Origin of the sequence: Nonomuraea sp. KM90 (assembly GCF_052246675.1) — a bacterium.
Lineage (GTDB): Bacteria > Actinomycetota > Actinomycetes > Streptosporangiales > Streptosporangiaceae > Nonomuraea.
In genome coordinates, this window is sequence record NZ_JBQQCB010000019.1 from 81,960 (window position 1) to 106,243 (window position 24,284).

24 protein-coding genes, 1 tRNA gene and 1 pseudogene are annotated in these 24,284 nt (G+C 68.9%); 10 read left to right on the top strand and 16 right to left on the bottom strand.

Features of this window, described 5'->3' with window-relative positions:
* Positions 1-47: 47 nt before the first annotated feature.
* Positions 48-650 carry a TetR-like C-terminal domain-containing protein gene (locus ACTWPW_RS21735; protein ID WP_375113220.1) on the bottom strand — a complete coding sequence of 201 codons (603 nt, stop codon included), beginning with the start codon at positions 648-650 and terminating at the stop codon, positions 48-50.
* 85 nt (positions 651-735) lie between these two features.
* Between ACTWPW_RS21735 and ACTWPW_RS21740 the strand changes: the two genes are divergently transcribed.
* Positions 736-1,911 carry a DUF418 domain-containing protein gene (locus ACTWPW_RS21740; protein WP_443169743.1) on the top strand — a complete coding sequence of 392 codons (1,176 nt, stop codon included), beginning with the start codon at positions 736-738 and terminating at the stop codon, positions 1,909-1,911.
* Between the two features lie 61 nt (positions 1,912-1,972).
* Here ACTWPW_RS21740 and ACTWPW_RS21745 read toward each other — a convergent pair whose 3' ends face one another.
* A complete protein-coding gene (locus tag ACTWPW_RS21745) occupies positions 1,973-3,232 on the bottom strand; it encodes an MFS transporter (protein ID WP_443169744.1) in 1,260 nt (419 codons plus the stop codon).
* A gap of 187 nt (positions 3,233-3,419) precedes the next feature.
* On the opposite strand from ACTWPW_RS21745, the gene ACTWPW_RS21750 reads away from it, so the two are divergent.
* Positions 3,420-4,124 carry a transglutaminase domain-containing protein gene (locus ACTWPW_RS21750; RefSeq protein ID WP_443169745.1) on the top strand — a complete coding sequence of 235 codons (705 nt, stop codon included), beginning with the start codon at positions 3,420-3,422 and terminating at the stop codon, positions 4,122-4,124.
* A 67-nt stretch (positions 4,125-4,191) separates the two neighbouring features.
* Here ACTWPW_RS21750 and ACTWPW_RS21755 read toward each other — a convergent pair whose 3' ends face one another.
* Both ACTWPW_RS21755 and ACTWPW_RS21760 read right to left on the bottom strand, forming a co-directional pair.
* On the bottom strand, positions 4,192-4,539 hold the full coding sequence (locus tag ACTWPW_RS21755; protein ID WP_443169746.1) for a DoxX family protein: 348 nt from the start codon (positions 4,537-4,539) through the stop codon (positions 4,192-4,194).
* Between the two features lie 242 nt (positions 4,540-4,781).
* A complete protein-coding gene (locus ACTWPW_RS21760; RefSeq protein WP_375113215.1) occupies positions 4,782-5,663 on the bottom strand; it encodes a sigma-70 family RNA polymerase sigma factor in 882 nt (293 codons plus the stop codon).
* A gap of 151 nt (positions 5,664-5,814) precedes the next feature.
* On the opposite strand from ACTWPW_RS21760, the gene ACTWPW_RS21765 reads away from it, so the two are divergent.
* Positions 5,815-6,108 carry a hypothetical protein gene (locus ACTWPW_RS21765; RefSeq protein ID WP_375113214.1) on the top strand — a complete coding sequence of 98 codons (294 nt, stop codon included), beginning with the start codon at positions 5,815-5,817 and terminating at the stop codon, positions 6,106-6,108.
* 284 nt (positions 6,109-6,392) lie between these two features.
* Positions 6,393-7,619 carry a riboflavin synthase gene (locus ACTWPW_RS21770; protein ID WP_443169747.1) on the top strand — a complete coding sequence of 409 codons (1,227 nt, stop codon included), beginning with the start codon at positions 6,393-6,395 and terminating at the stop codon, positions 7,617-7,619.
* 74 nt (positions 7,620-7,693) lie between these two features.
* Here the strand turns inward: ACTWPW_RS21770 and ACTWPW_RS21775 are convergent, their stop codons facing one another.
* Entirely contained in the window at positions 7,694-8,125 is a 432-nt protein-coding gene (locus ACTWPW_RS21775) for a hypothetical protein (protein WP_375113212.1), read from the bottom strand.
* A 268-nt stretch (positions 8,126-8,393) separates the two neighbouring features.
* Between ACTWPW_RS21775 and ACTWPW_RS21780 the strand changes: the two genes are divergently transcribed.
* Positions 8,394-9,692: a serine hydrolase domain-containing protein gene (locus ACTWPW_RS21780; protein ID WP_443169748.1), complete on the top strand. Its 1,299-nt coding sequence runs from the start codon at positions 8,394-8,396 to the stop codon at positions 9,690-9,692.
* Positions 9,693-9,961: 269 nt separating this feature from the next.
* Here the strand turns inward: ACTWPW_RS21780 and ACTWPW_RS21785 are convergent, their stop codons facing one another.
* Complete coding sequence (locus ACTWPW_RS21785; RefSeq protein WP_443169749.1) at positions 9,962-10,387, bottom strand: hypothetical protein; 426 nt, start codon at positions 10,385-10,387, stop codon at positions 9,962-9,964.
* A 124-nt stretch (positions 10,388-10,511) separates the two neighbouring features.
* On the opposite strand from ACTWPW_RS21785, the gene ACTWPW_RS21790 reads away from it, so the two are divergent.
* Positions 10,512-11,468: an AraC family transcriptional regulator ligand-binding domain-containing protein gene (locus tag ACTWPW_RS21790; protein WP_443169750.1), complete on the top strand. Its 957-nt coding sequence runs from the start codon at positions 10,512-10,514 to the stop codon at positions 11,466-11,468.
* 206 nt (positions 11,469-11,674) lie between these two features.
* On the opposite strand, the gene ACTWPW_RS21795 is transcribed toward ACTWPW_RS21790, so the two are convergent.
* The gene (locus ACTWPW_RS21795; protein WP_443169751.1) at positions 11,675-12,187 is read right to left on the bottom strand and encodes an NUDIX hydrolase; all 513 of its coding nucleotides are present in this window, start codon (positions 12,185-12,187) and stop codon (positions 11,675-11,677) included.
* Positions 12,188-12,719: 532 nt separating this feature from the next.
* Between ACTWPW_RS21795 and ACTWPW_RS21800 the strand changes: the two are divergent.
* Positions 12,720-13,418: pseudogene (locus ACTWPW_RS21800) on the top strand (DUF2716 domain-containing protein).
* Positions 13,419-13,772: 354 nt separating this feature from the next.
* Here the strand turns inward: ACTWPW_RS21800 and ACTWPW_RS21805 are convergent.
* The 8 genes from ACTWPW_RS21805 to galU all read right to left on the bottom strand — a co-directional run bounded on the left by ACTWPW_RS21805 (position 13,773) and on the right by galU (position 19,308).
* Positions 13,773-14,345 (bottom strand): DUF6461 domain-containing protein, encoded by a 573-nt coding sequence (locus ACTWPW_RS21805; RefSeq protein ID WP_443169752.1) that lies wholly within the window; start codon positions 14,343-14,345, stop codon positions 13,773-13,775.
* Between the two features lie 326 nt (positions 14,346-14,671).
* A tRNA-Ala gene (locus ACTWPW_RS21810) sits at positions 14,672-14,745 on the bottom strand.
* Between the two features lie 15 nt (positions 14,746-14,760).
* Positions 14,761-15,378 (bottom strand): divisome protein SepX/GlpR, encoded by a 618-nt coding sequence (gene sepX, locus ACTWPW_RS21815; protein WP_443169753.1) that lies wholly within the window; start codon positions 15,376-15,378, stop codon positions 14,761-14,763.
* 124 nt (positions 15,379-15,502) lie between these two features.
* Positions 15,503-16,156, bottom strand: a complete 654-nt coding sequence (locus tag ACTWPW_RS21820) for a GNAT family N-acetyltransferase (protein ID WP_375113496.1) — start codon at positions 16,154-16,156, stop codon at positions 15,503-15,505.
* A gap of 58 nt (positions 16,157-16,214) precedes the next feature.
* Positions 16,215-16,691 (bottom strand): MogA/MoaB family molybdenum cofactor biosynthesis protein, encoded by a 477-nt coding sequence (locus ACTWPW_RS21825; protein ID WP_375113199.1) that lies wholly within the window; start codon positions 16,689-16,691, stop codon positions 16,215-16,217.
* On the bottom strand, positions 16,691-17,167 hold the full coding sequence (moaC, locus tag ACTWPW_RS21830; protein ID WP_364132679.1) for a cyclic pyranopterin monophosphate synthase MoaC: 477 nt from the start codon (positions 17,165-17,167) through the stop codon (positions 16,691-16,693). The genes ACTWPW_RS21825 and moaC overlap by 1 nt, the downstream gene beginning before the upstream one ends.
* 64 nt (positions 17,168-17,231) lie before the next feature.
* Positions 17,232-18,419 (bottom strand): molybdotransferase-like divisome protein Glp, encoded by a 1,188-nt coding sequence (glp, locus tag ACTWPW_RS21835; RefSeq protein ID WP_443169754.1) that lies wholly within the window; start codon positions 18,417-18,419, stop codon positions 17,232-17,234.
* Positions 18,406-19,308 (bottom strand): UTP--glucose-1-phosphate uridylyltransferase GalU, encoded by a 903-nt coding sequence (gene galU, locus ACTWPW_RS21840; RefSeq protein WP_364132675.1) that lies wholly within the window; start codon positions 19,306-19,308, stop codon positions 18,406-18,408. Before galU ends, glp begins: the two co-directional genes overlap by 14 nt.
* Positions 19,309-19,332: 24 nt before the next feature.
* Between galU and ACTWPW_RS21845 the strand changes: the two genes are divergently transcribed.
* The 3 genes from ACTWPW_RS21845 (at position 19,333) to ACTWPW_RS21855 (ending at position 21,800) form a co-directional block, all read left to right on the top strand.
* Positions 19,333-19,902, top strand: coding sequence for a 5-formyltetrahydrofolate cyclo-ligase (locus ACTWPW_RS21845; protein WP_375113197.1), 570 nt, complete (start codon positions 19,333-19,335; stop codon positions 19,900-19,902).
* A 24-nt stretch (positions 19,903-19,926) separates the two neighbouring features.
* Positions 19,927-21,432, top strand: a complete 1,506-nt coding sequence (locus ACTWPW_RS21850) for a potassium/proton antiporter (protein WP_375113196.1) — start codon at positions 19,927-19,929, stop codon at positions 21,430-21,432.
* 68 nt (positions 21,433-21,500) lie between these two features.
* Complete coding sequence (locus tag ACTWPW_RS21855; RefSeq protein WP_375113195.1) at positions 21,501-21,800, top strand: FmdB family zinc ribbon protein; 300 nt, start codon at positions 21,501-21,503, stop codon at positions 21,798-21,800.
* A gap of 437 nt (positions 21,801-22,237) precedes the next feature.
* Here ACTWPW_RS21855 and ACTWPW_RS21860 read toward each other — a convergent pair whose 3' ends face one another.
* Entirely contained in the window at positions 22,238-24,205 is a 1,968-nt protein-coding gene (locus ACTWPW_RS21860; RefSeq protein WP_443169755.1) for an MFS transporter, read from the bottom strand.
* Positions 24,206-24,284 lie beyond the last annotated feature (79 nt).

The following is a 24,284-nucleotide window of genomic DNA, read 5'->3' on the forward strand; positions in this document are numbered from 1 at the left end:
GCCCGCGAGGGTTGTGGCTGTCATGGGCGTCGTGGCCGTCGTGGCCGTCATGGACGTCGTGGGCCCAGACCGATGGCGGGCAGGATCGCCTGGTCGACGATCGCAACGAGGTCCTCGTCGGTGGGTGGTGCCCCGCTGTCGATCAGGCGCTTGGTGACAAGGGCCTCGCCGATGTCGGCCACGACCGGGGTGAGCAGCTCGGCCGGGAAGCGGCCCTGGTCGGCGTAGTGCTGGAGCACGGTGCGGGTGAACGTACCGCCCCGGTTGGCGAAGACCCGCTCGAACAGCGCCTCGGACATCAGCGCCGCGCTCTTCGGGTCGGTGAGGATGGCGGCGACCGCGCGGCCCGCCGGGCTGAGGGCCCAGTCGACCATGAGGCGCAGGGCCTTGACCAGGTCGCCGCGCAGGTCACCGGCCCCGGGGGTCGGCTCCTCGACCGGGTGCTGGTGGTAGAGCGCATCGAGGAGCACCTCGATCGGGTCCGACCAGCGGCGGTACAGCGTGGTGCGGGGCGTGGCCGCCCGCCGGCCGATGCCGTCCATGGTCAGCCGCCCCACACCGACCTCCACCACCTCTTCCAGCACGGCGTCGTGGATGGCCTTGATCAGCTCTTCGCCGCGCCGGCGCGACCTGGCGCCGTGGTCTCCCATCGCCACCCCTCTTGCGTAGCTACACGTGTGTAGCTTACCTTGAAGCATTAGCTACAGTTTTGTATCTAATTCTGAGGGGACAGCCATGTCCATCGCCCCACCGGCTCCCGCTGACGGAGCCACTCCCATCACCCGGCGCGCGCTCGCGCCCGATCTCGCGCGTGGCCTGATGCTGCTGCTCATCGCGCTGGCGCACGCGCACATGTACCTGTCCGGGCACACTGCCGGCTTCCGCGGCTACGCCCTCGACGGCGGCGCGCTCGACCGGCTGGTCGCCGGCGTACAGATCCTGCTGGTCGACGGGCGGGCGTTACCGATGTTCGCCGCCCTGTTCGGCTACGGCCTGGTGCAGCTGGCAAATCGGCAGCTCGCCGCGGGCCGGAGCTGGCCGCAGGTGCGCAAGGTGCTGCGCCGCCGGAGCCTCTGGTTGCTGGCGTTCGGGTTCTGCCACGCGCTGCTGCTGTTCTTCGGCGACATCCTCGGCGCGTACGGGCTGGTCGGGCTCGTGCTCGTCGGGTTCGTCCGGCGCGCGGACCGGGCCGTGCTGCGGGCCGCCGTCGCCGGGCTCGTGCTGCACGTCGTGGTGCTGTTCGCGTTCGGGCTGCTCACCATCTCCGCGCCCAAGGGCGACACGCCCGCCGCCATGGCGGACCCGATCGAGGCGACGGTGATGCGGCTGATCGGGTGGTCCGGGATGACGCCCACCTACTTCGCCGCCAGCGTGGTGCCGGCCTTCCTGTTCGGGATCTGGGCGGCCCGCCGCCGCGTGCTGGAGGACCCCCTGGCGCACCGTGACCTGCTCTCCCGGGTCGCCGTCCTGGGCACGGGGGTGGCCGTCGCCGGAGGGGTGCCGCTGACGCTGATCGACACCCAGGTCTGGATCCCGTCGGACATGGTGGCCGTGTCGGCGTACGCGCTGCACAGCCTGACGGGCATCGCCGGCGGGCTCGCGTACGCGGCGATCGTCGGACTCTTCGCCGGCCGGCTGCGGCGCGGGGTCCCCGGCCCGGTCGTCAGGGCGCTCACCGCGTGCGGCCAGTGGTCGCTGACCTGCTATCTCCTCCAGTCAGTGGTCTTCGTGGCGGTGTTCGCCCCGTACACGGGAGGGCTCGGCACGCGGGTCGGCGACGCCGCGGCGTCCGGTATCGCGGTGCTGACCTGGCTGGCCACGGTGGCGCTCGCCGCGCTGCTGGCCCCCGGCGGCCGGCGAGGACCGGCCGAGGCGGCGCTGCGGCGGCTGACGTACAGGTCTCAGCAGTAGCGCCGCTGCGGGTCAGCCCGGACAGCACCACCGTCCCGCCGCCTCCCGGCGCGAACCTCGTTCATGAGGTCCCGGAAGGAGCGGGAGCGCCGGCCGGCAGATGGCGCTCCAGCCGCAGCGTACAGACGATCGCCGCGACGTTGACCACCCCGAGGACGAGGAACGGCACCGCGTGACCGACGCCGAACAGGGTGGTGAAGAACACCGGCGCGATGATCTCCGCCGCGACGAAGGAGTACTGGAACACCGCGAGGTAGCGTCCGCGCGCCTGGGCCGGGGAGAGCTCGGCCGCCAACGCCATGGAGGCGGGAGCGTGCATGACCTCCGCGACCGTGAACAGCAGCGTCGAGACGACGAGCGCCGCCACCGGCCACGCACCGTGCCCCTGGGTGACGGCCGCGAGCGCCAGTCCCCAGCCCGACCACAGCCCCGCGGCGGCACACAGGACACGGGTGCGGCGGTACGGTGCGAGCCGGCGCGTGATGGTGCTGCCCAGCAGCGCGATGAGGATCGCGTTGCCGACCAGGACCGCCGAGGTCAGCCGGCCGGGCCCGCTCATGGCGGCCGTGACGAACGTCGGCAGCGCGAGCCCGAGCATGAGCGTCGACAGGGCGAAGAGGCTGTTGAGTGCGGTGAGACCCATGAACGCCCGGTCCTTGACCAGGGCCCGGTACCCGACGAGGCCGGGCACGGGCCGTTCCGGACGACGGGGCGGCCCCGGAGGGTGCGACGGACGCGGCAGGCGCGACGGGCGTGACGGGCGCCACGGACGCGGCACGGCCGCGAGCGCGAGGGCGGCCAGCGCGAAGCAGGCGAAACAGGCGTAGGCGACCGCGTGGTAGGCGCCCGGCCGGCCATCGGCGACGAGCAGGCCGGTGATGAGCCCGCCCGCACCGATCCCCACGGTCCGGGCGATGTTCGCCCGCGCGTACCAGAGGTCCTTGCGGGCGGAGGCGTGGTGGTCGGCATGGTCGGCGATGAGCGTGAAGATCGACGACCAGTAGAACCGGACCCCGACCGCGCCGGCCGCCGAGGCAAGGAAGATGCCGACGGGTTCGTCGACCCACGCGTAGGCGAGGAAGGACAGCGCCTGGAGCAGTTGGGCACCGATCACCAGGCGGCGCGCGCCGTACCGGTCGGCCAGCACCCCCGCCCACAGCGGGATGGGAATCGCGACCGCGTTGGCCGCGCCGAGCAGGACGCCCAGCATGGCGAGCGGGACGTCGGTGAGCACGGTGAAGTACACGATCGACAACGGCAGGAAGAGCCCGCTGCCGACGGAGGTGAGCAGCAGGGAACAGACGAGTGCGGCGGACGGCATGACGGAGCCTCGCGTTTTCAGCTCAGGAGGAACCCCTGGGCCGACGGGAAGCGGCGCGGGCCATCAGGGGCGGTATGACGTGACAGGCGGTGACCCGTCGCGCTAGACGTCCATGAGCTGCATGGCGCGACCTTACTGGATTCCCCCTGACATCGATATCGCATTTTCCGGCCTTTATGATCATCGAATGACCCCGGCGCTTCGACGATCGCGGCACAGGAGCGTGCCCGCTCTGCCGCGAACGGCGGCGCCCACGGCCATCCTCGACTGGAGACACCCCCGGGTGCTGGAGTTGGCCGCCGAGGCCGGGGACCTCGGCGCCGGAGCGGACCGAGCAACCCTGACAGCGGCCCACCAGCTCATCGCGGCCCGCGTACGCCCGGTGTACGCCATGAACGAAAGGCAGCCCGCCTCCACGACGCTGCGCCTGGGACGCGGCTCGTGCAGCCAACGGCTGGCGTTGCTGGAGGCCGTGGCCCGCGCCTGCGGGATCGCCAGCCGGGTCAGAGGGCTGCTGGTCGACGGGCGCTTCTGGCACCCCCGGTTCCCGCGCCTGCGCGCGCTGGTCCCTCGGCGGGTCGTGCTCGCCTGGCCGGAGTTCTTCCTGGACGGTCAGTGGGTGAGCGTGTCCGAGCTCTACGCCCCTCCGAGCACGCCGCGGACGGGAGGCCGCTTCACCAACACCGGCAGTGAGACCCTCTTCGACGCGATCACGCGCACTGCCGTGGACTGGGACGGCGGCACCTGCTCCTCATGCGACCTGTCAGCTCAGGTGCTGGCCGATCTGGGCTCCTTCGACTCCCGCGACGACCTGTTCAGCGAACACGGGCAAACCCTGTGCCTGCCGGTCCGCATCCCCGCAAATCTCATCATGGGCCGCCGGGCGGCCTGAGAAGCCTCCGGCGAGGAGAGCCTCCTGAAGCGGTCGCTCAAGCCCGTCTCCGGCAGGTCGCACGCCGTCAGGCGGTGACGCCCAGCACCAGGGTGACGATGACCGGCGCGAGGTACAGCAGCGGGTAGGGAATGTGCACGTACGAGCGTGCGTGGAGCACGGTGATGACGGCGCCGACGAAGTACAGCACCAGGCCGGCCCCGGCCAGGATGCCGATGACGGGCACGAGCAGGCCGACCAGCAGGCCCACCGCTCCGGCGGCCTTGGCGGCGCCGAGCCAGGGCCACCACGAGCGGGGCACACCGTACTCGGCCAGCGGTTCGACAACCCACTTCGCGCGGGTGAGCACGGAGTAGGCGGAGAAACCCACCCAGGCGGCGGTGAGGGTGGTGACGACAACGTGAACAGCAGACATCTGGGGTGCTCCTTCGCTTCGGCCACCGGGGGCGGGGCCCGCCGGCTGGCTCGGGATCCGGTCCGGGTGGGTCGGTCACTGCCTTGACCCGCCGCGATCCGTCCATGTGACCGGGGCCGAATGTGACGTGCGCCACACACGAAAGGAGCAGGTTACCGGAGGACGGATCGAAGCGATCCCCCTCTGAGCGCGTTGCCAGGGGGCGGATCCAAGCGATCCGCCCCCGGCCCCGGCGACAGGCGTCAGTCGAGGACTGCCAGTTCGAGCCGACGGAGGGTGTCAGGCTCGGCGATGACGTCGATGGCGGTGATGAGACCGTCGACGACGGTGAAGGTGAGCGCCACGCGCAGGTGGCCGTGGGTGGCCATGGCGAGGCCGACGGTGCCGTCGATGAGGGCCGGTCCGGTGAACTGGGCCCGCTGCATCGCGGCCATCGCGCCCTTGGCGACGGGCTCGGCTCCGTGCACGATGACGGGCTCGGGCGTGGGGATGACGGCCTTGTCGGCCCGCAGCACGACCTCGGGGTGGAGCAGGGTGATCAGCGCCTGGAAGTCCCGTCCCCGGGTGGCGGATAGGAACGCGCCGACGATCTCCCGCTGGCGGGTCAGGTCGGCGGTGGGTGCGGGTGCGGCCCCCTTGACGCGGCGGCGGGCGCGGCTGGCCAGTTGCCGGGTGGCGTCCGGTGACCGCTCCAGCATCGGGGCGATCTCCTCGAACGGTACGGCGAACAGATCGTGCAGCACGAACGCGACCCGCTCGGCCGGCGTCAGGGTGTCGAGCACCACCAGCAGCGCCACCCCCACGGAGTCGGCCAGCACCGCTTCCTGCTCGGGGTCCCCACCTGAGGCAGGGCCCAGCAGCGGATCGGCCTCGTGGACGTCCAGCGGATCCTCGCGACGGTGCTCGCGCGAGCGCAGCATGTTCAGGCACACCCGCGCCACCACCGTGGTCAGCCACCCGGCGAGGTTGTGCACCTGGCCCACGTCGGCCCGGCTGGCCCGCAACCAGGCCTCCTGCAGCGCGTCGTCGGCCTCGCTCAGCGAGCCGAGCATCCGGTAGGCCACCGCCCGCAGATGCGACCGGTGCTCGCCGAACCGCTCGGCCAGCCACTCGTCTTCGTTCACGCGTCACATTCCTTCGGCAGCCGGCGTCTGAGCAGCAGATCGATACAACACGGGATCAAAGTATCGACAGGTACATTGCTTGACATATCAGGCCCAACGGAGGAGCCATGACTTCACCCATCCTGCCGACCAAACGGACGAGCTGATCCCCGTGACCCGCTTCCACAGCGGATTCACCCGCTGGATGGAACAACGCCTCCTCCGCGAGGACCCCGACGACCTCATCGAGGCGATCGGGATCCTGGCCCGCACCGAAGGCCTCCCATCCGACGTGGCGGACTTCGTAGCCGCCATGACCGGCACCACGACCAGCGACGTCATCGCCGCGTACAAGACCGACAACACCGCCTGGGCCAGGACGCAAGCGGTGTTCGACCGGCCCGACCTGACCGCACTCGACGACCACCTCGACACGATCGCCCATTGCCTCCGACCGGAACATTGACCCCGCGGCGCCCGCGTACCGCCATCCCACCCCATCCCGCCACGGCCAGGACGATGACGGAACCCGCCACTTGACGTCGACGGACACCGAATGCCATTCACTTTGACGGTGCCGCCGGTTATCGTGAAAGCGGTGCGATTCCAGGTGCGGCGGTGACAGCCCGCCGGTTTCTCCACGGAGGAACGATCCGGCGCGACTCCGGAGCCACGCGGTGAAACCCCGCCCCCTCTCGGACCCGCACGAAGACGGTCCCTGATGCCACCGGCAGCACGAAGGGGATGGACATGTTCACCGGCAGAATTCACGAGATCGGCGTGATCGAGTCCGTCGGCTCGAAGGGAATCATCGTACGAGCGGCCAAGTGCGCCGGACGGCTGGTCCCGGGCGGCTCGCTGAACGTCGCAGGTGTCTGCGTGACCGCCGAGCGCGTGGAGCAAGACCTGGTCAGCACCTCGATCAGCGCGGAGACGCGCCGCCGGACGACCTTCGACCAGCTGCTGGCCCCCGGGCTCCGGGTGAACCTCGAAGCGCCCCTGTCCGTCGGCGACCCCCTCGACGGGCATCTGGTGCAGGGCCATGTCGACGCCGTCGGGAAGGTCGTACGTATCGACAACGATCTCGGTGTGGGCAAGCGGTTGTGGATCCGCCCGCCGGACCGGTTCATCCGCAGGATCGCCGCCAAGGGGTCCATCGCGGTCGACGGCGTGAGCCTGACCGTGGCCGAGATCGTCAAGGACCGGTTCTCGGTGGTGCTGATCCCGTCCACCCTCGCCGGCACGACCCTGGCCGACCTGTCCGAAGGCGACCGGGTCAACATCGAGTCCGACGTGGTGAGCCGCCTGGCGGCCGCCGACCCCGGCTCCGCGAGCGCGAACGTCGCCCGCGCGGTCGCGGCGCTGGGCTGGGCCGGCCATCTCTCCGGGCGGATCGGGGTGGAGAAGGCGGTGCAGCAGTTCGCCGCCGGGGGCGCGGTCATGGTGTGGGATCCCGACCGCGAGGCCGAGGGCGACGTCATCTTCGCCGGTGCGGACCTGCGTCCGGCCGCCTTCACCTTCCTGCTGACCGAGGTGTACGGCTACCCGTGCGTACCGTGCGCGCCGGAGATCCTGGAGCGGCTCGAGATCCCGGCCCTCGCGGGCAACGGAGATCGTCAGGGTACGGCCTTCCACACCCCCGTGGACCTGGCCGCCGGCACAGGCACCGGGGTCAGTGCCGCCGAACGCGCCGCGACCGTCCGGCACCTCGCCCACCCCCAGTCCCGGCCCGCCGACTTCGCCTCGCCGGGCCACGTCATCCCGCTCGCCGCCCGCCCGGGCCTGCTGCGGGAACGAGCCGGCCACACCGAATCGACCGTCGCCATGTGCCTGGCCTCGGGCCTGCCCCCGGTGGGCGTGTGCTGCGAGGTGATGAAACGCGACGGCACCATGGCCGGCGCGGCCGACCTCGAGGCGTTCGCCCTGCGCTGGGGACTGCCCCTGGTCGACATCGACGACCTCCGTACCTGGCTGTGAGGCGGTGTGCACAGGCGGCGCTGTAGGCCGCGGCCAAGGCGAGAAGTTCCGCCTGCTGTGTCGGCTTTGTGGCCTTACGAGGGGAGCCACGACGGCCACCACGGTAGAACGCAATCTCCTGGGGTCCCCACGGTGGCCAGGTCGTACCAAGCCATCGCCGTCGGTCCGGCGACTGACCCGGCAATGGTGACAGCCAGCAGAACGGCACCCGCCCATATGCGTCCGGCCGGCCAGGGCAGCCGGGTCAGCAGATGGAACGACTGTGCGCCAAGCGCCGATAGCACCGAGACGATCGGAAAGATCACGATCCGGCTCAGGGCCCAGAAGGTGCCGGCGAACTTCTCTCCGGAGCTGAGGTCGCCCAGGCAGTAACGCTGCGCGCGAGCCACCAGGTGGATATCGAGGAAGGTTCCGAACGTCGCGCACACAATGGCGATGATCACGGAGAGCCCGCATCCGAACGTCCAGTAGACCTCGCGCGCTTCTGGCCTTCGCCGCTCTGTCACGGCGTCATCAAAGCAGGCGCACATGCGAACAATGCGCAGCCTGTGTGCGGATCCGGTGCAGGGTTCACCCGCACCTGCCGACAAGCAAGACAACACGGCACCCAAGGCAACGTCCACACCCCACTGCCCAGCGACCGCCCAGGTCCGGCCACCGGACCTGGGCGAAGGTTCTGGCTGGCGGCGCTTCGGGTCTGCCGCGGTGGCGTGTCAGCGGCCGTATCAGCACGACGACGGCCCGGTATCAGAGCGCTCGGCGATGGTGAATGCCATGAACAGGTCAGCGGCCTCGAAGCTGCGCAACAAGACATACGAAAACAGGATCGTGCCTGCCGGCGACAACAGCGTCCGTACGCGGGTCTTCCGGCGCGTGGGGGCAACGGCGTTGGCGGCCGCGCTGCTGGCCGGTGCGGCCACGACCGGAGTGGCCTCGGCGGACAGCCGGGCCGTCCCGACGGCCGCCGCCGGGCAGGACCGCCCGGAGCTGCGGACGGCCGTCCAGGCGTTCATCGACGCCGGTTTCGCCGGGATGCAGGTCCGCGTGAACGATGAGCAGGGCGAGTGGGTCGGCAGCGCCGGGGTACGCAAGCTGGGCCAGGCCGCGAAGCCGCCGACGAACGGGCGGTTCCCGGTGGGCAGCGTCACCAAGACCTTCGTGGCGACCCTGGTGCTGCAACTGGTGGCCGAGGGCAAGATCGGGCTGGACGAATCGGTGGCCGGCCATCTCCCCGAGCTCGGGCTGGACTCGCGGATCACCGTACGGATGCTGCTGCAGCACACCAGCGGGCTGTTCAACTACGCAGGCGGCGAGGCCTACGACAACGGGACGTACGTGCCGGGGCTCCCCGCCACCGGCCAGGAGTGGCTGGACAACCGGTTCCACAGCTACCGGCCCGAGGAGCTGGTCCGGTTCGCGTTGTCCAAGCCGGCACGTTTCGAGCCCGGGACGGACCAGAACTACTCCAACACCAACTACACGCTGGCCTTGCTGCTGATCGAGAAGGTCACCGGCCGCTCGTACGCCGAGGAGATGCAGCGGCGGATCCTGCGCCCGCTCGGGCTGCGGGGCACCATGGTGCCGGGCGACCGGACGCAGATCCCCGGGCCGCACGCCCACGGCTACTACCGCTACCAGGACGCCGGCCAGTGGAAGGTGGTCGACATCACCCGCCAGAACCTCTCCCTCCTGGCCGGCGCCGGTGACATGATCTCGACCACCCAGGACCTGCACACGTTCATCTCCGCGCTGAACGGCGGCAAGCTCCTCCCGGCGCCGCTGCTGGCCGAGATGCGCAAGCCGCACGGCAAGCTCGGCTACGGCTTCGGGTTGTTCGTGCAGGACCTGGGCCCGAACTGCGGCACTGTCTACCAGCACAACGGCAGCCCCCCGCACGGCTTCGGGGCGCTGATGTACAGCTCTCCTGACGGCAAGAGGACCCTGACCGCCTCGGTGACCTGGGTGGACGAGGCCACAAGGGGACCGGCGAAGGACTTCTCGGCGCTGGCGGACAGGCTCGTCAAGGAGGTGTTCTGCGGCGCTCAGGCCGAGGAGGCCAAGCCGGCTCAGTAGAGGGGACCGAGCACGTACACCTCGAGGGTGGACCTCTTGCGGTCGTGCAGGGGGTAGTGCGCGACCGCCCGTCCTCCTGGAGGGCGCCGAGGCAACGAATCGGATCTTCGACCCAGGTCAGTGATCTTTGAGCCAGGATTCCAACACGTTCAGCTCGCGCAGTGGGAAGGCCCGTCCTCTCCACTGCCGGGCGTACTCCTCCTCACCCATCTCGAAGAGCAGTCGCCTGACCGAGCGGACCACCGCTCGTACCAGAGGGCTTGTATCGCTCAGTAGGGCGAACACCTCTCGGCCTGCGTCGGGGACGCTTCGAGATCGAACAGCCCGATGAGCGCCAGGCCGATCGGTACGAGGCCGAGGCCGATCGAGGCCGGCACGCGCCTGATCGTGCGTCCTCCCTCGAAGGCCCGGAAGAAGCCGAGGAAGCCGACCCCGAGCAGCAGTCCGCTGAGGAGGAACACGGTGTTCATGTACGGGGCGGTGTCGCCCATGCCCAGTCCGCTGATGGGCTGGGTGAGGTTGGAATACGGCGCGATGTGGTCGCCGCCGATGGTGTACCCATCGCTGATGAAGCTGAGCACGATCCAGGCAACGGTGAACAGAACGGCACCGGCGACCGTGCCCAGCGCGAGCCGGTCCCAGAGGGCGGTTCGCGAAGTGACGGTGGCGGCTGGGGCGGTGTTGTCGGTGGGCATCAGGCTCCTTTCACTCCCCCGTGTCGCGATTAAGAAGAGGATCAAGGACAGCGCCCGGAGCTGGATAGGACAAATCACGCCAACCAGGTGGTAAACCGCGCCACGGTGCTGCCAGGCTTAGCCTGTGGATGGGTTCGATCTTGCACTGCTTCCGAGGCTCATCATCAGCGGCTCAGGTCTTGACCCCGAGCCGCTAGCACGGCAGGCCGGCATTCCCGGACGGGCGCTCCGTACCGATCACGCCAGGATCACCGGCGACCGTTATCTGCGAGCGTGGGAGCTCGTCGAGCACGGTGTGGACCATCGCGAGATCGCCCTGATGATCGCCGAACGCTACGTGGTCGGCGCGCTCGGCCTCTACGACTACCTGTTCATCACCGCTCCCACGCTCTGGGACGGCATGGCGGCCACCGGCACGTACATGAACACCATCAGCACGAACTGGCGATTCGAGCCCGCCGAAGAGACCGATCGGGAGTTCTCCTTCACCGTCCATCTCAACACCGGCGAAGGGCGCGGCGCTGACCTGGCGATGCAGTTCTGGATCGCCGGCGCCTTCAGCCGCGCCCGCACGGCCACCGGTCGTCCCGTCAACCCGGTGCAGGTCGCCCTCCGGCAGCCCGCACCCCGACGTCACGACGCGTTCCACGCGTTCTTCCAGACCGACCAGGTGGACTTCGGCGCCCCTGCCGACACCGTCACCATGCGCAAGTCCGACCTGGATCTGCCCCTCCTCGGGGCCGATTCGCTCCTGGCGAGGATCCTGCGATACCAGGCCGAGAGCCTTCCGCCCCTGCCGGTGAGGACCACATGGCTGGACCAGTTCCGCCGGCTACTACGGGACTCGCTGATGACAGGCCCCACCATCGCCGCCGTTGCCGCGCGTCTCGCGACAAGCCCTCGCACCCTGCAGCGGCGGCTCGCCGCCCACGGCACCACCTGGCGCGAAGAACTCGATCGCGTACGGCGATCGGAATACCACCGCATGCGGCCGGCCGGCCTCAACAGCCTCGCGCGGCGTCTCGGCTACTCGGACGCACGCTCACTTTCCCGCGCGAACCGCCGCTGGCAGACCAGATGAGGCAGTGGCCCCGCGCCGACTCGTAGCCGTCCTGGGCGAAGCCGCGTACAGTGCCCGATCACCTCGTACCGCCGCGTCGACTCACCGCGAAGCGGCAGCTGGCCGGAACGGAGTGTCAACCTCGGCTTCGCGTGTACGTTCGCCGGTCACCATTCCTCGATCACGCGCTGTCCTGCGGTCACAGCCGGGCAACATGCTGCCGCCGATCAGCCGGCCGCCGGCTGGCCCTCGTTCCCGAATACCGAATATCGGCGCAACGCCTCTCGCCCACCGGGAACGAAAGACCATCGATCAACGACCTCCCGCCGTTCGAGCTCTGTGAGCCAGGCATGCCACGCGATCTCGGACGGATCTGGAAGCAATGGCTCAGTGATCACGGCCTCGTGCACCCCGAACCAGACAGGGCTGACCCCATCCCGGCACAGGAACTTGAACATGAAACGCACCGGGACGCCGGCGCCCAGCTCCTCGGACAGCTCGCGGGCTGCCGCGTCCTCATACGACTCGCCCACGTCCACGGCACCGCCGACCATCACGTCATAGTGGCCGGGAAAGCGAGTGTGCTGCTCCGCTCGGCGCAGCACGAGGATCCGCCGCATCGGATCGCGACAGATCGTCGTCGCGATCCGATGCATCCATCGCCGACGCTCCGCCTCTGCGCGATCCACGACTCCCAGCACGCGGTCCAGTTCATCCACTCGCTCGACCAGCTCGCCCATGCAGGACACGATCGCAGGCACCACCGACAACCTGCTCTACGAGCACCCCAAGCTAGTGATCTGCGTCACATGACCTGCCCGGACACGCAACACGAGCGACGACCCCCAGCGCGAACACCCCGATAAAAGCCACCTGCTCGATCGCCACACGAACACAACCGCACACAGCGAGTACGGGCAGAAGCCGCCGCTACACCACCTGCCCCGTCAACGACGTCGCCCGACTCATAGGCCACGAGCAGATCTCGACGACGCCCAACCGCTCACCCACACATCTCAAGACCGCAACAGCAGGGCCCGCGCCGCGTTCGCAGACTTCTCCATGATGACGCTCTCGAAGTCCCAGCCTGAAGACCAACAATCCACCAGGTAGCCCCGAACGCAGAGAAGGCCCGATTCCACGATCTGGAGTCGGACTTTCCGGTTTCAGGCCCGGCTACCACCCCCAGCCCGGCTCGCGCCACTCACCGTAACGGTCATCTCATGACCACCACCGCCTGGAGCAAATCGACCCGGATAGCTACGAAGACCACTGGGCTCCGTTCGACGCGCATTTCACCTTCCGACCACTTCATGGCAGCACGGCGAACCGACCATCAATGAGCCCGTACCGTCGCTGACCATCGACCTGGCTCCGATTTTCGCCAGGAGCCCGCCCGAATTCGCCGCCGCCCAGAACGCCGTCAACGCCCTTGACCTGTTGGCCATGACCCGCGCCTTTCCCAAGTCACAGCGCCTGCTGCTGCTCGACTGGCAGCACCCATGCTGGTGGTTCTGACCCCACCGCCAAGCCCTCGACGACGCCCAGAGCTGGCCCGTCGAGACCTTCCCCAACGGCGACTACTACGTCTTCCTGTCCGAAGACAGGACCAACGGCACCTTCGGCCACCCCTGTGAGCAGACCCTCTGCATCTTCGGCACCAGCCTGATCCCCGAGCTGGCGCGGCCAAGCCGATCGGAAGTTCCCCATCGAGCTGCTGGCGGCGGTTGGAGCCGCCCCTGTCCCTCAACTCCTGTGGTCGGTCGTGCCCGGTGTGACCGCGAGCACTCCGGTCCCCCGTACCTTCGTCTCGCACGTCAAGGTGAACGGGCTGACACCGTACGCGGCGGCGATCTCGGGCGCACGACGCGGCCGTGCTCGGCCACCAGCCACGCCGAGCCGCCCCCCGCGCACCGTAGTAGTGGGCCTGGGCTCCTCCCTGGCGGGCGCTCAGTGCCTCGCACGATCTGAGCACATCCTCGTGACGCTCGCCGTCACAGGGATCGCACCAGGCCCCGATGACCAGGGTCCAGCCGTCCACCTCGGGTGTGACGAAAACCCGCGACAGGTGACGGCGGTCGTCCGGGTCGCCGTACCCGTCGGCGCAGATCACTTCTCGAGCCCCCGGCGAACGTCATCGGCTCAGAGGAGGAGAGGCCCAAGACGTCCATGACACCCGCCTGGTCACCGGTCGGGACCGCGATCCAGTAGTTCCAGCACGTCGACACCAGCTCAGGCCGATCCTTCACCTCTGCCATCACTTCCGTGGACACGCCCCGCTCTGAGCTCTTGCTTCAAGATGGAGAAGCTCGCTGCCGGCCAACGTTACGGCTTGACCGGTTCTGGGACGACGCCCCACATCAGCGTGGAGCCCTTCAGCAGCTGCTCCGTCACCCTGATCCCGGTCAGGCGCTCGACAAGCAGGAAAGCAGGCCCTTCGTAGAACTGGTGAAACGACGGGTAGAGCCTGTCGATCTCCGCCATCGTGCCCACGAGTTCATCCGGTATCTCCGTTCGATATCCGTCATCACTCCCGAAGGCGAACCGGATCTCGCCATCCTCGCACCAGTAGAAGTCCTCTATGCCCTTGACGCCGAGTGCGGCCTGGGAGACGAGGCTGGTGCCCTCGGAGAGTTCAGTGATCACGTCTTCGCGGGTGCCGAGCCAGGCAGGATCGAAAACGAACGTCCAATCACCGATGGAGGTGACGCCGATCGACTCCCCCAGGTCTGGATAGTCATCCGGGTCATCGGGGAAGGGACCCGGCGTGAAGTCCTCCCATCGACCGCCGAGGCGGGAAACCACCTGTTCAGGCGTGGCACGGATGTAGATGAAGCTGTAGCACTCCTCGGCGTATTCGCCGCAGAGCCAAGAGACATCGAGGGGCTGCATGGTCATGTCGTCATGCTGCCAGCCGCCACCGACAAGCACAGACCCTGATCGCCACGAGACGATGGGGCTTGGGTGCAACGCAACGTGACGTCCCCTGGCCAGCATGAACAGGATTCCGGTATCAGTAATCCAATGGGAGCTGACGGGCCTGCCTGAATCGCCCCGGCCTCACGCCCTTCGTGGCCGATGGTGACCACAGCCCACCCATGCTCTGGAGCGCCATAGGAGAACTCGATCCTCGACATGGCGGTCATCGTCGCACTCAGAACCGATAGTCACTCAATCACGAAAAAGGCCACTTCCCGCGACTGGGAAGTGGCCTTTGACCTGGGTGGAGATGAGGGGATTCGAACCCCTGACCCCTTCGATGCGAACGAAGTGCGCTACCGGACTGCGCTACATCCCCAAGGACTCGACCAGATTAGCAAACTCCGGGGAGTCCTCGCGCCACCCTTTCAGTCCCCCCCACCGCCCGCTTGGGCGGTTCGGCGTACTGGTCGAACAGGACGTCCTGGTGCAGCGCGGCCAGATCGATGATCTCGGCCTCCGCCTCCGCCGCGACCCGCCGCTGCTCACGTAGCCGCCGCAGGCGCTCAGCGCGCGCCTGGCGGGCGCGTTCGCGGCGTTCCCTGTCCACCTGTACGGCGATCCGCAGGAACGCCATGTAGGCCAGCATGATGACCACCGAGGGCACCACGCCCCACCACGGGATCATCTCGACCGCGGCCGTCACCACGGAGGCGATCACGAGGAGGGCGGTGAAGAACAGCAGGCGGCGCCGGCGGGCGACGATGATGGCGCGGCGCCGGAAGCGGAACTGGCGGACGTCCACCTTCTCGATCTCGGCGACCGGAGCGCCGTCGTCCTCGTCGGCATCGGGGGCGAGGTTGTCGAGATCGGGCAGTTGGTGCTCGCCGGTGTAATACTCTTCGAGCTCGGCCAGCTCGGCGAGGTTCGTCTTGTCCCTGCGCAGCCACATCGGGATCAGGACGCAAAGCCACATCAGAACGATGGCCATGTAGAGGAAGGCGGGGCTCACGACCACCTCCGGGCAGCACGAAGACGCGGGTGTGCTCGTCGCGCCTTCAATGTGCTCACGTCACGCACCGTAAGACCGCGTGTCACTGATTGACGAGCATTCGGTGCGGTGTGTCGCGAGATCGTCAAACCTCTTCGACGGGAGACCCACCGTGAGCGGCTGACTCACGAGCGCGACGCCATTGCACGAGCAGCCCGCCAGGAACGTCCTCGACGGTCAGCGCGTAGCAGATGTGGTCGCGCCAGGCTCCGTCGATGTGGAGTTGGCGACGCCGAATGCCTTCTTCCCTGAAACCGAGCTTCTCAACCACTCTACGGCTGGCTTGGTTCTCGGGGCGGATGTTCGCTTCGAGCCGATGCAATCCGGTGGTGAAAAAGCAATGGTCGACCGCCATGGCGAGCGCGGTGGGGGTGATGCCCTTGCCCGCCAGTGCCCCGTCGATCCAGTAGCCGACCTGGGCAGAACGGGCAGACCCCCACACGATTGCGCCCACCGTCAACTGCCCGGCGAAACGGCCGTCGTACGTCACCACCCACGGCAGCGCCAGCCCCTGCCTGGCCTCGCGGCGCAGGGTGCCGACCATGGAGATGTAGGGCCCGAGCCCGGTCCTGAACAGGGGTGTCTCGGGGTTGCTGGGCTCCCAGGGACGTAGCCAGTCGGCGTTGCGCAGCCGAGTCTCGCGCCACACGCGTACGTCGCTCAGCCGCAGCGGCCGGAGGCCTACCGAGCCTTCGTTCAGGGTCGCCGGCCAGCCACGAAGTCGATCCACATCTCTCATCATCCCCCTATCGGGCACGATGTCGCCACGGATCAGGGAGCAGTGCTCCGAGTCGAGGTCAGCGCGGGTGATCGCCGCCCCGGATCTGATCGACCGCGTGCCGCAGGATCGGAGCGAGTACGGCAACGCCATCTCGCACACCACCGGACGATCCCGGCAAATTTACGATCAAGGTGTCACCCGCCTGTCCCGCCAAACCTCTGGACAGTACGGAAGTAGGCACCTTTTCCCGATTCGCCAGCCGGATGGCCTCCGCGATACCGGGAATTTCCCGAGAAATTACCCGGGCCGTCATCTCCGGCGTCAGGTCCATGGGCGTCAACCCGGTCCCCCCGGTGGTGACGATGACGTCGAAGCCGGCCGCCACGCCCTCCCGGAGCGCACCCTCGACCGCCTCGCCATCGGGCACCACCACGGGCCCCTCGACCTCGCACCCGGCATCCTGCCGCAACAAGTCGGCCAGCAGCGGCCCGGATTTATCCTCATAAATCCCGGCCGAAGCCCGGTTCGACACCGTGATCACCAGTGCGCGCATCACGCCTCGTCCCGCGTCCACCGGCCGGTCTTGCCGCCCAGCTTCTCCTCCACCCGCACATCGGTGATCACCGCGCCCGGATCCACCGCCTTGACCATGTCGATCAGCGCCAGCGCCGCCACCGAGACCGCGGTCAGCGCCTCCATCTCCACCCCGGTACGGTCGGCCGTCTTCACCCGGCACGTGATCGCCACGCCCCAGTCCTCGACGTCGAGCGTGACCTTCACCCCGTGCAACGCGATCGGATGGCAGAGCGGGATCAGGTCGGGCGTACGTTTCGCCCCCATGATCCCCGCGATCCGCGCCACCCCCAGCGCATCACCCTTGGGCACCTCCCCCGACCGGAGCAGCGTCACCACCTCGGCCGACAGCAGCACCCGGCCGGTGGCCGTGGCGGTGCGCGCCGAGACGTCCTTGGCCGACACGTCGACCATGCGGGCGGCACCGGTCTCGTCGATATGCGTGAGCTCGCTCATGGCTCCATCATCCCGGGCGCGCCCCGAACCCCGTGCCGCGAGCCCGCAGCCCCACCACCGGAGCTCACAGCCGGATCACCTCCACGGAGGCCCCGCCCGCCACGTCGGTCACGTCCTCGGGCACCACGATGAGGGCGTTCGCCGAGGCCAGGGCGGCGAGCTGGTGAGAGCCCTGCCCGTGGGCCGGCGACACCGTGCCGTCGGCGGCCAGCACGCCCCGCAGGTATGACCGCCGCCCGAACGGCGAGCGCAGCGGCGCGGTGACCCGCGCGGTGACCGCCGCCGGCATGCCGGCGGGCAGCCCGCGCATCTTGTCCAGCGCCGGGCGTACGAACAGCATGAACGACACGAAAGAGGACACCGGATTGCCGGGAAGGGCGAAGATCGGCACCTGGTCCTCCCCCAGGACCCCGAACCCCTGCGGCATCCCCGGTTGCATCGCCACCTTCTCGAAGCGGACCGTCCCCAGCGGCGACAGAGCCTCCTTGACCGGCTCGTACGCCCCCATCGACACCCCACCGCTGGTGATGATCGCATCGGCCCGCACCAGGTGCGTGTCCAGCCGGTCGAGCAGCACGCCCGGATCGTCCCCGACGGACCCGGCGCGGAACCCCTCGGCCCCCGCCTCGCGCACGGCGGCCGTCAGGGTGTAGCTGTTGGAATCCCAGATCTGCCCGCGCTCCAGCGTCCCGCCCGGCTCGACCAGCTCGGCGCCGGTGGAGATGACGACGACCCGGGGCCGCGGCCGCGCCCAGACGCGCCGCCGCCCGACCCCGGCGATGATCCCGAGCTGTGCGGGACCGATCAGGGTGCCCGCCTTGAGCACGATCTCGCCGGCCTGCACGTCCTCCCCGGCCCGCCGGATCGCGTTGCCGGGCTCGGCGCGACGGTCGATGCGTACGGAGACCGTGCCGCCGTCCGTCCACTCGACCGGCACCACGGAGTCGGCCCCGGCGGGCATGGGGGCGCCGGTCATGATGCGTACGGCATGCCCCGGCCCCACGGCCCGCAGCTCCACGGACCCGGCCGCCACGTCGTCGATCACCGGCAACGTGACCGGAATTTCCGACACGTCCTCGGCCCGCACCGCGTACCCGTCCATGGCCGAGTTGTCGAACGGCGGCAGCGGCACCGGCGACGACACGTCCTCGGCCAGCGTCGCTCCGAGAGTCTGCTCCAACTCCAGCTCAAGGGGGGCCAGCGGACGTACAGTGGCCAGGATCTCGGCCAGATGCGCGTCAACTGATTTCATCAAGGAACTCCCGCAGCCACGGCACGAACTCCGGCGCCAGATCTTCGCGATCTGCCGCAAATTTCACCACGGTCCGCAAATAGTCCAACTTGTCGCCCGTGTCGTACCGGCGGCCCCTGAACAGCACGCCGTGCACCGGCCCGCCGTCCTCGGAGCTGCGCGACGCGAGCGTACGGAGCGCGTCGGTGAGCTGGATCTCGTTGCCCCGCCCCGGCGGCGTCTTCTCCAGCACCTCGAACACGGCCGGGTCGATGACGTAGCGCCCGATGATCGCCCAGTTGGACGGCGCCTCGTCGGCCGGCGGCTTCTCGACGAGGTCGGTCACGCGGACGACGTCGTCCTCGGAGGTCGGCTCGATGGTCGCCACGCCGTACAGCGAGACCTGCTCCTTGGGGACCTCCATCAGCGCGATCACGCTCCCGCCGAACGTGGCACGCACCTCGATCATGCGTTTGAGCAGCTGGTCACGGTGGTCGATCAGGTCGTCGCCGAGCAGGCAGGCGAAAGGATGGTCACCGACGTGGTGCTTGGCGCAGAGCACCGCGTGGCCGAGCCCCTTCGGCTCGCCCTGCCGTACGTAGTGCAGGGTCGCCAGCGACGCGGGCTCGCGAACCTGGGACAACCGCTGCTCGTCGCCCTTGGCCTCGAGGGCCTCCTCCAGCTCGAACGCCCGATCAAAATGATCCTCGATTGACCGTTTGTTCTTGCCGGTGACCATGAGCACGTCGAGGAGCCCAGCGGAGGCTGCCTCCTCGACGACATACTGGATCGCGGGCTTGTCGACGATGGGCAACATCTCTTTCGGTGTCGCCTTGGTCGCCGGAAGGAACCGGGTGCCCAGACCCGCGGCGGGCACGACGGCTTTCGTCACAGGGTCGAAGTCAGCCATGAGTAGACCCTAGTGGAGGGACCTGTGGACAAGTTGAACCTGCGCCGTGAGGTGAACGCGGCGCGCACCAACCTCTCCCCCGAACAACTGCGGGCAAACTCCATCAAGGTCCGCGAAACTCTGCTCGAACAACCCTGGGTGCAGATGGCCGGCCTGGTGGCCTGCTACTGGTCAACGGGGTCGGAGCCGGATACGCACGGTCTCGTGTTCGCTCTCTGGAAACATGGAGCCACAGTCATCCTGCCCGTTCTGCGGGAGGACAATGACCTGGATTGGGCGGTGTACGACGGCCCGGACACGCTCGCCCCGGGGCGCTACGGGATCATGGAGCCGGTCGACACCCGGCGCGGCGTGGACGCCGTACGCACGGCCGCCCTCGTGATCGTGCCCGCCCTGGCGGTGGACCGGGCGACGGGGGTACGCCTCGGGCGCGGCGGCGGATCGTACGACCGGGCCCTGTCCCGCGTCGGCCCGAACGTCCCGACGGTGGCGTTGCTGCACGACGGCGAGCTCATCGACGGAGTCCCCCGCGAGCCGCATGACCGGCAGGTCCGCTATGCGATGACGCCTTCGGGACTCACTAGTCTTATGTGAACGCAGATACGAGAGGGGAGCCAGATGACGCTTGATGTCTGGCTCCTCCTCGGTGGCGCGATCGTCATCGCGGCCATCGCGTCCGTACGCATCGCCCATCGCAGCGGTCTGCCCAGCCTTCTGGTGTTCCTTGGCTTCGGGCTGGCTCTGGGGCCTTCCGGGGTCGGGATCCCTTTCGAGAGCCCGCAGGTGGCCCAGCAGATCGGTCTGTCGGCGCTCGCGGTGATCCTGGCCGAGGGCGGTCTGACCACGAATTGGTCCCATGTGCGGCGTTCCGTCCCCATGGCCATGGTGATGGCGACCGTGGGCGTGGCGGTCAGCATCGTCGTGGTGGCGCTGACCGTACAGGGACTTCTCGGCATAGACGGGAGGACGGCGCTGATCCTCGGCGCGGTGCTGGCCTCCACGGACGCCGCCGCCGTCTTCTCCGTGCTGCGGAGACTGCCGCTGCCGCCACGCCTGGCCGGGGTACTGGAGGCGGAGTCGGGCTTCAACGACGCCCCGACGGTCATCGCCGTGGTGCTGCTCAGCGGGGCCTCGCACTCGCAGGCGGCGCTGGGAACGTTCCTGCTGGAGACCTCGGTCGAGCTGGTCATCGGCGCGGCGGTCGGCCTCGCGATCGGCCCCGCGGGCGCGTACGCCCTGCGCCGCGTCGCCCTGCCCGCCTCCGGCCTCTATCCCATCGCGGTGCTCGCGCTGACGTTCGTCTCGTACGGCGGCGCGGTGCTGCTGCACGGTTCGGGCTTCCTGGCCGTCTACCTGACGGCACTCATCCTGGGCAATTCACGCCTTCCGCACCGGGCGGCGACCAGAGGCTTCGCGGAGGGCGCGGCGTGGCTGGCGCAGATCGGGCTGTTCGTCATGCTCGGGATGCTGGCCGACGTCGACGAGATGCCGTCGGCCATCATCCCCGGCCTGATCACCGGCACGATCCTGGTCCTCCTGGCCCGCCCGCTCTCGGTCCTGGTCAGCTCCCTGCTGACGTGGGGGCTGCGGCTGGGGCGGGTGGACTGGCGTGACCAGGCGTTCCTGTCGTGGGCCGGCCTGCGCGGCGCGATCCCGATCGTCCTGGCGACCATTCCATGGGCGGCCGGCGTCGAGGGCTCCAAGGACGTCTTCAACCAGGTCTTCGTGATCGTCATCGTGTTCACCCTGCTCCAGGGGCCGACGCTGCCGTTCGCGGCGCGGGTGCTGGGGGTGATCGCGCCGGGCGAGGCACACGACCTGGAGGTGGAGTCGGCGCCCCTGGAGGAGCTCAAGGCCGACCTGCTGCAGGTCAAGATCCCGATGGGCTCGCGCCTGCACGGTGTGGAGGTCTTCGAGCTCCGGCTGCCCGCCGGCGCCGCGGTGACCCTTGTCGTACGCGAGGGCAAATCCTTCGTCCCCGCCACCACCACCCGGCTCCGGGCCGACGACCAGCTTCTGGTGGTCACCACCGCCTCCTGCCGCGACCAGGTGGAACGCCGCCTGCGCGCCGTGAGCCGCAGCGGGAAGCTGGCCGGCTGGTACGGAGAGCGGGGGTTGGAATAGGTGTTTGACCCTATCGGTTACCATTAGCAGTCGCATCGCTCGAGTGCCAAAGTTTGAAGGAGGAGCGCGTGCCGACCTACCAGTACGCCTGCAACGACTGCGGTGAGCAGCTCGAGGCCGTCCAGAAGTTCACCGACGATGCGTTGACGGTCTGCCCGAACTGCCAGGGCAACCTGCGGAAGGTGTTCTCCGCCGTCGGCATCGTGTTCAAGGGCTCCGGCTTCTACCGGACGGACAACCGCTCGTCGTCCTCGACGGCCGCCGCTTCTTCGTCGACCCCGTCCTCGTCGAAGTCGGGCGAGAGCAAGTCGTCGGACTCGAGCTCGTCGTCCACGACCACCCCCGCCCCGGCCGCCGCGTCCAACTGACCCACCTGCGCGGGCTCGCGTACGGATGTCACGCGGCCGCCCGGCATGGGCCAGTACGGTCTCGCCCTCGGCGCTGCTGCGCACCAGCAGCTGGGCGCCGAGCGCCGACCAGACCCGTCCGTGGCTGGCAATGCGGAGAAACCGGCAGATCGTCCGCCTTCAGCCGGCCGGGCTCGCACGAAAACGGCGAGCCCAGCACCCACGGCTCGACCAGGTGCTCGGCTAAGCGACAGGGCAGCCAGCTACGGCTCAACCGGCCTCGTCAGGCGATCTGCTTTCGACGGACGGACTCGCATGGAAACCGCGGACCCCGCCAAACCGGCACGCCGCCCATCTGCCGCCGCCACGGGCTTCGCATCCACGGGGGCAGCCTTCACCGTGTGGGGACGGCTTTCAGCATGCGCCGCCTCCTCACCCACGATCAACGGGCCGTGCCATTACCGAGGCCGATCGACCGGATCCCCCAGGAGCTCCGGCGCGATCCGATCGACGAGCCGTTCGAGCTGCGGATCCGGCCCCCAGTCCGCCACCAGCCGCCGCAACCCCTCCCGTGAGCACCGCAGCAACCGTACGGCCGCCTCATCCCCCGCCGGCGTGAGCCGCAGGGCATCGCCGTCATTCGACCGCCGCACCAGCCCCGCCGCCACGAGCTGATCAACGTACGGCCGCCCCTGCTCCCTGCTCACCTTCGCCCGCTCGGCCAGCGCCTCGGCCTGCACCCACCCCTCCCCGCCCAACCTGGCGACGACCCACACCCCTTGCGGCGGGATCCCGCTCAACCCGGCCAACGCCCCCAGCCGGTCGTAATAGCCCCGACGCAGATCCGCGTCAGCCAGCCGTACGAGCCCTCTCTCCACCTCGGCCAGCGAAGACCGCTCCGCCGAGGTGGCCCCCAGCCCCTCCCCGAGATCCGCCGCCTTCGTCGTCTCCCTGAGCCGGGCCTGCGGTATGAACCAGCTGAGCAGGAACGCCCCCAGCATCACAGGGCCGGCCACCCGGAACACGGCCGCGATCGAATCGGCGTAAACGTGCAGGAACTCCAGCGCAAGCCCCCGCGGCAACCGCTGGACGACGGTCGGATCCTCCTGAACACTCGCCGGATCGAACCCCGGGGGCAGCCGCGCACCCCGCAGCACCTCCCGCAGATCATCGCTCAACGTGGCCGAGAACACCGCCCCCAACGTCGCCACCCCGAACGACCCCCCGATCGACCGGAAGAACGTGGCCCCCGACGTGGCCACACCGAGATCCTTGAAGTCGACCGCGTTCTGCACCACGATCACGAGCACCTGCATGGTCATCCCCAGCCCGATCCCGAGCACCAGCAGGTATACGCCCATCGTGAACAGGCTGCTCCGCTCGTCCATCGTGGAAAGCAGGAACATCCCCACACTCGCGAACGCCGTCCCCCCGATGGGCAGATACCGATATTTCCCGGTCTTGGCGATGATCTGGCCGCTCACGACCGACATGGTCAACATCCCCGCCATCATCGGCAGCAGGTAGACCCCCGACAGGGTCGGGCTGACACCATGCACCACCTGCAAGAAGAGCGGCAGATAGGTGAGCGCCCCGAACATCCCGAACCCCACCACGAACCCCACCACCGACGACATCGCGAACGCCCTGACCCCGAAGAGCCCGAGCGGCAACACCGGCTCGGCCGCCCGCCGCTCGACGGCCACCCAGCCGGCCAGCAGGGCCAGCGCAGCCCCCGCCAGCCCCAGAATGACCGGATCGCTCCACCCGTACGTGGTCCCGCCCCAGGTCGTGAGCAGCACAAGACAGGACGTCGCCCCGCCGAGCAGCACGACGCCCGCGTAGTCGATCGCGTGCTTGGTCCTTGTGTCGTCCCTCGGCAGCACCGCCGCGATCACGAACAGCGCGACGACCCCCAGCGGCAGGTTGATGTAGAAGACCCAGTGCCACGACAGGTGATCGACGAACAGCCCGCCCAGCAACGGCCCTACGATGCTGGAAACAGCGAAGACCCCGCCGAAGAACCCCTGGTATTTCCCCCTCTCCCGAGCCGAGACCACGTCACCCACGATCGCCTGGGCCAGCACCATCAGCCCGCCCCCGCCGAGCCCCTGGACAGCCCGGAAGGCGATGAGCTCCCCCATGTTCTGACTCAGCCCGCAAAGCGCCGACCCGACCAGAAAGATGCAGATGGCGCTGACGAACAGCTTCTTGCGCCCGTACTGATCGCCCAGCTTCCCCCAGAGCGGCGTCGAGACCGTCGAGGCCAGCAGATAGCCGGTCACGACCCAGGACAGATGCTCCAGCCCGCCGAGGTCGCCCACGATCGTCGGCAGGGCCGTGGACACGATCGTCTGGTCGAGCGCAGCCAGCAGCATGCCGAGCATGAGCGCGACGATGATGAGCCCGAGGCCTTGTTGCCGCATGCGGCGATCCTACTCTTCGTACTGGTGTACCAACTCTGCGCAATCGAGTTATCCACAGAACGCCGTTCTGGTCGTCCTC

Excerpts from the sequence above, each read along its gene's own strand:
- ACTWPW_RS21735 (WP_375113220.1), bottom strand. The coding sequence starts at position 650 with ATGGGAGACCACGGCGCCAGGTCGCGCCGGCGCGGCGAAGAGCTGATC.
- ACTWPW_RS21740 (WP_443169743.1), top strand. The coding sequence starts at position 736 with ATGTCCATCGCCCCACCGGCTCCCGCTGACGGAGCCACTCCCATCACC.
- ACTWPW_RS21745 (WP_443169744.1), bottom strand. The coding sequence starts at position 3,232 with ATGCCGTCCGCCGCACTCGTCTGTTCCCTGCTGCTCACCTCCGTCGGC.
- ACTWPW_RS21750 (WP_443169745.1), top strand. The coding sequence starts at position 3,420 with ATGACCCCGGCGCTTCGACGATCGCGGCACAGGAGCGTGCCCGCTCTG.
- ACTWPW_RS21755 (WP_443169746.1), bottom strand. The coding sequence starts at position 4,539 with ATGTCTGCTGTTCACGTTGTCGTCACCACCCTCACCGCCGCCTGGGTG.
- ACTWPW_RS21770 (WP_443169747.1), top strand. The coding sequence starts at position 6,393 with ATGTTCACCGGCAGAATTCACGAGATCGGCGTGATCGAGTCCGTCGGC.
- ACTWPW_RS21780 (WP_443169748.1), top strand. The coding sequence starts at position 8,394 with ATGAACAGGTCAGCGGCCTCGAAGCTGCGCAACAAGACATACGAAAAC.
- ACTWPW_RS21785 (WP_443169749.1), bottom strand. The coding sequence starts at position 10,387 with ATGCCCACCGACAACACCGCCCCAGCCGCCACCGTCACTTCGCGAACC.
- ACTWPW_RS21795 (WP_443169751.1), bottom strand. The coding sequence starts at position 12,187 with ATGGGCGAGCTGGTCGAGCGAGTGGATGAACTGGACCGCGTGCTGGGA.
- ACTWPW_RS21805 (WP_443169752.1), bottom strand. The coding sequence starts at position 14,345 with ATGACCATGCAGCCCCTCGATGTCTCTTGGCTCTGCGGCGAATACGCC.
- ACTWPW_RS21820 (WP_375113496.1), bottom strand. The coding sequence starts at position 16,156 with ATGAGAGATGTGGATCGACTTCGTGGCTGGCCGGCGACCCTGAACGAA.
- ACTWPW_RS21825 (WP_375113199.1), bottom strand. The coding sequence starts at position 16,691 with ATGCGCGCACTGGTGATCACGGTGTCGAACCGGGCTTCGGCCGGGATT.
- moaC (WP_364132679.1), bottom strand. The coding sequence starts at position 17,167 with ATGAGCGAGCTCACGCATATCGACGAGACCGGTGCCGCCCGCATGGTC.
- glp (WP_443169754.1), bottom strand. The coding sequence starts at position 18,419 with ATGAAATCAGTTGACGCGCATCTGGCCGAGATCCTGGCCACTGTACGT.
- galU (WP_364132675.1), bottom strand. The coding sequence starts at position 19,308 with ATGGCTGACTTCGACCCTGTGACGAAAGCCGTCGTGCCCGCCGCGGGT.
- ACTWPW_RS21850 (WP_375113196.1), top strand. The coding sequence starts at position 19,927 with ATGACGCTTGATGTCTGGCTCCTCCTCGGTGGCGCGATCGTCATCGCG.
- ACTWPW_RS21860 (WP_443169755.1), bottom strand. The coding sequence starts at position 24,205 with ATGCGGCAACAAGGCCTCGGGCTCATCATCGTCGCGCTCATGCTCGGC.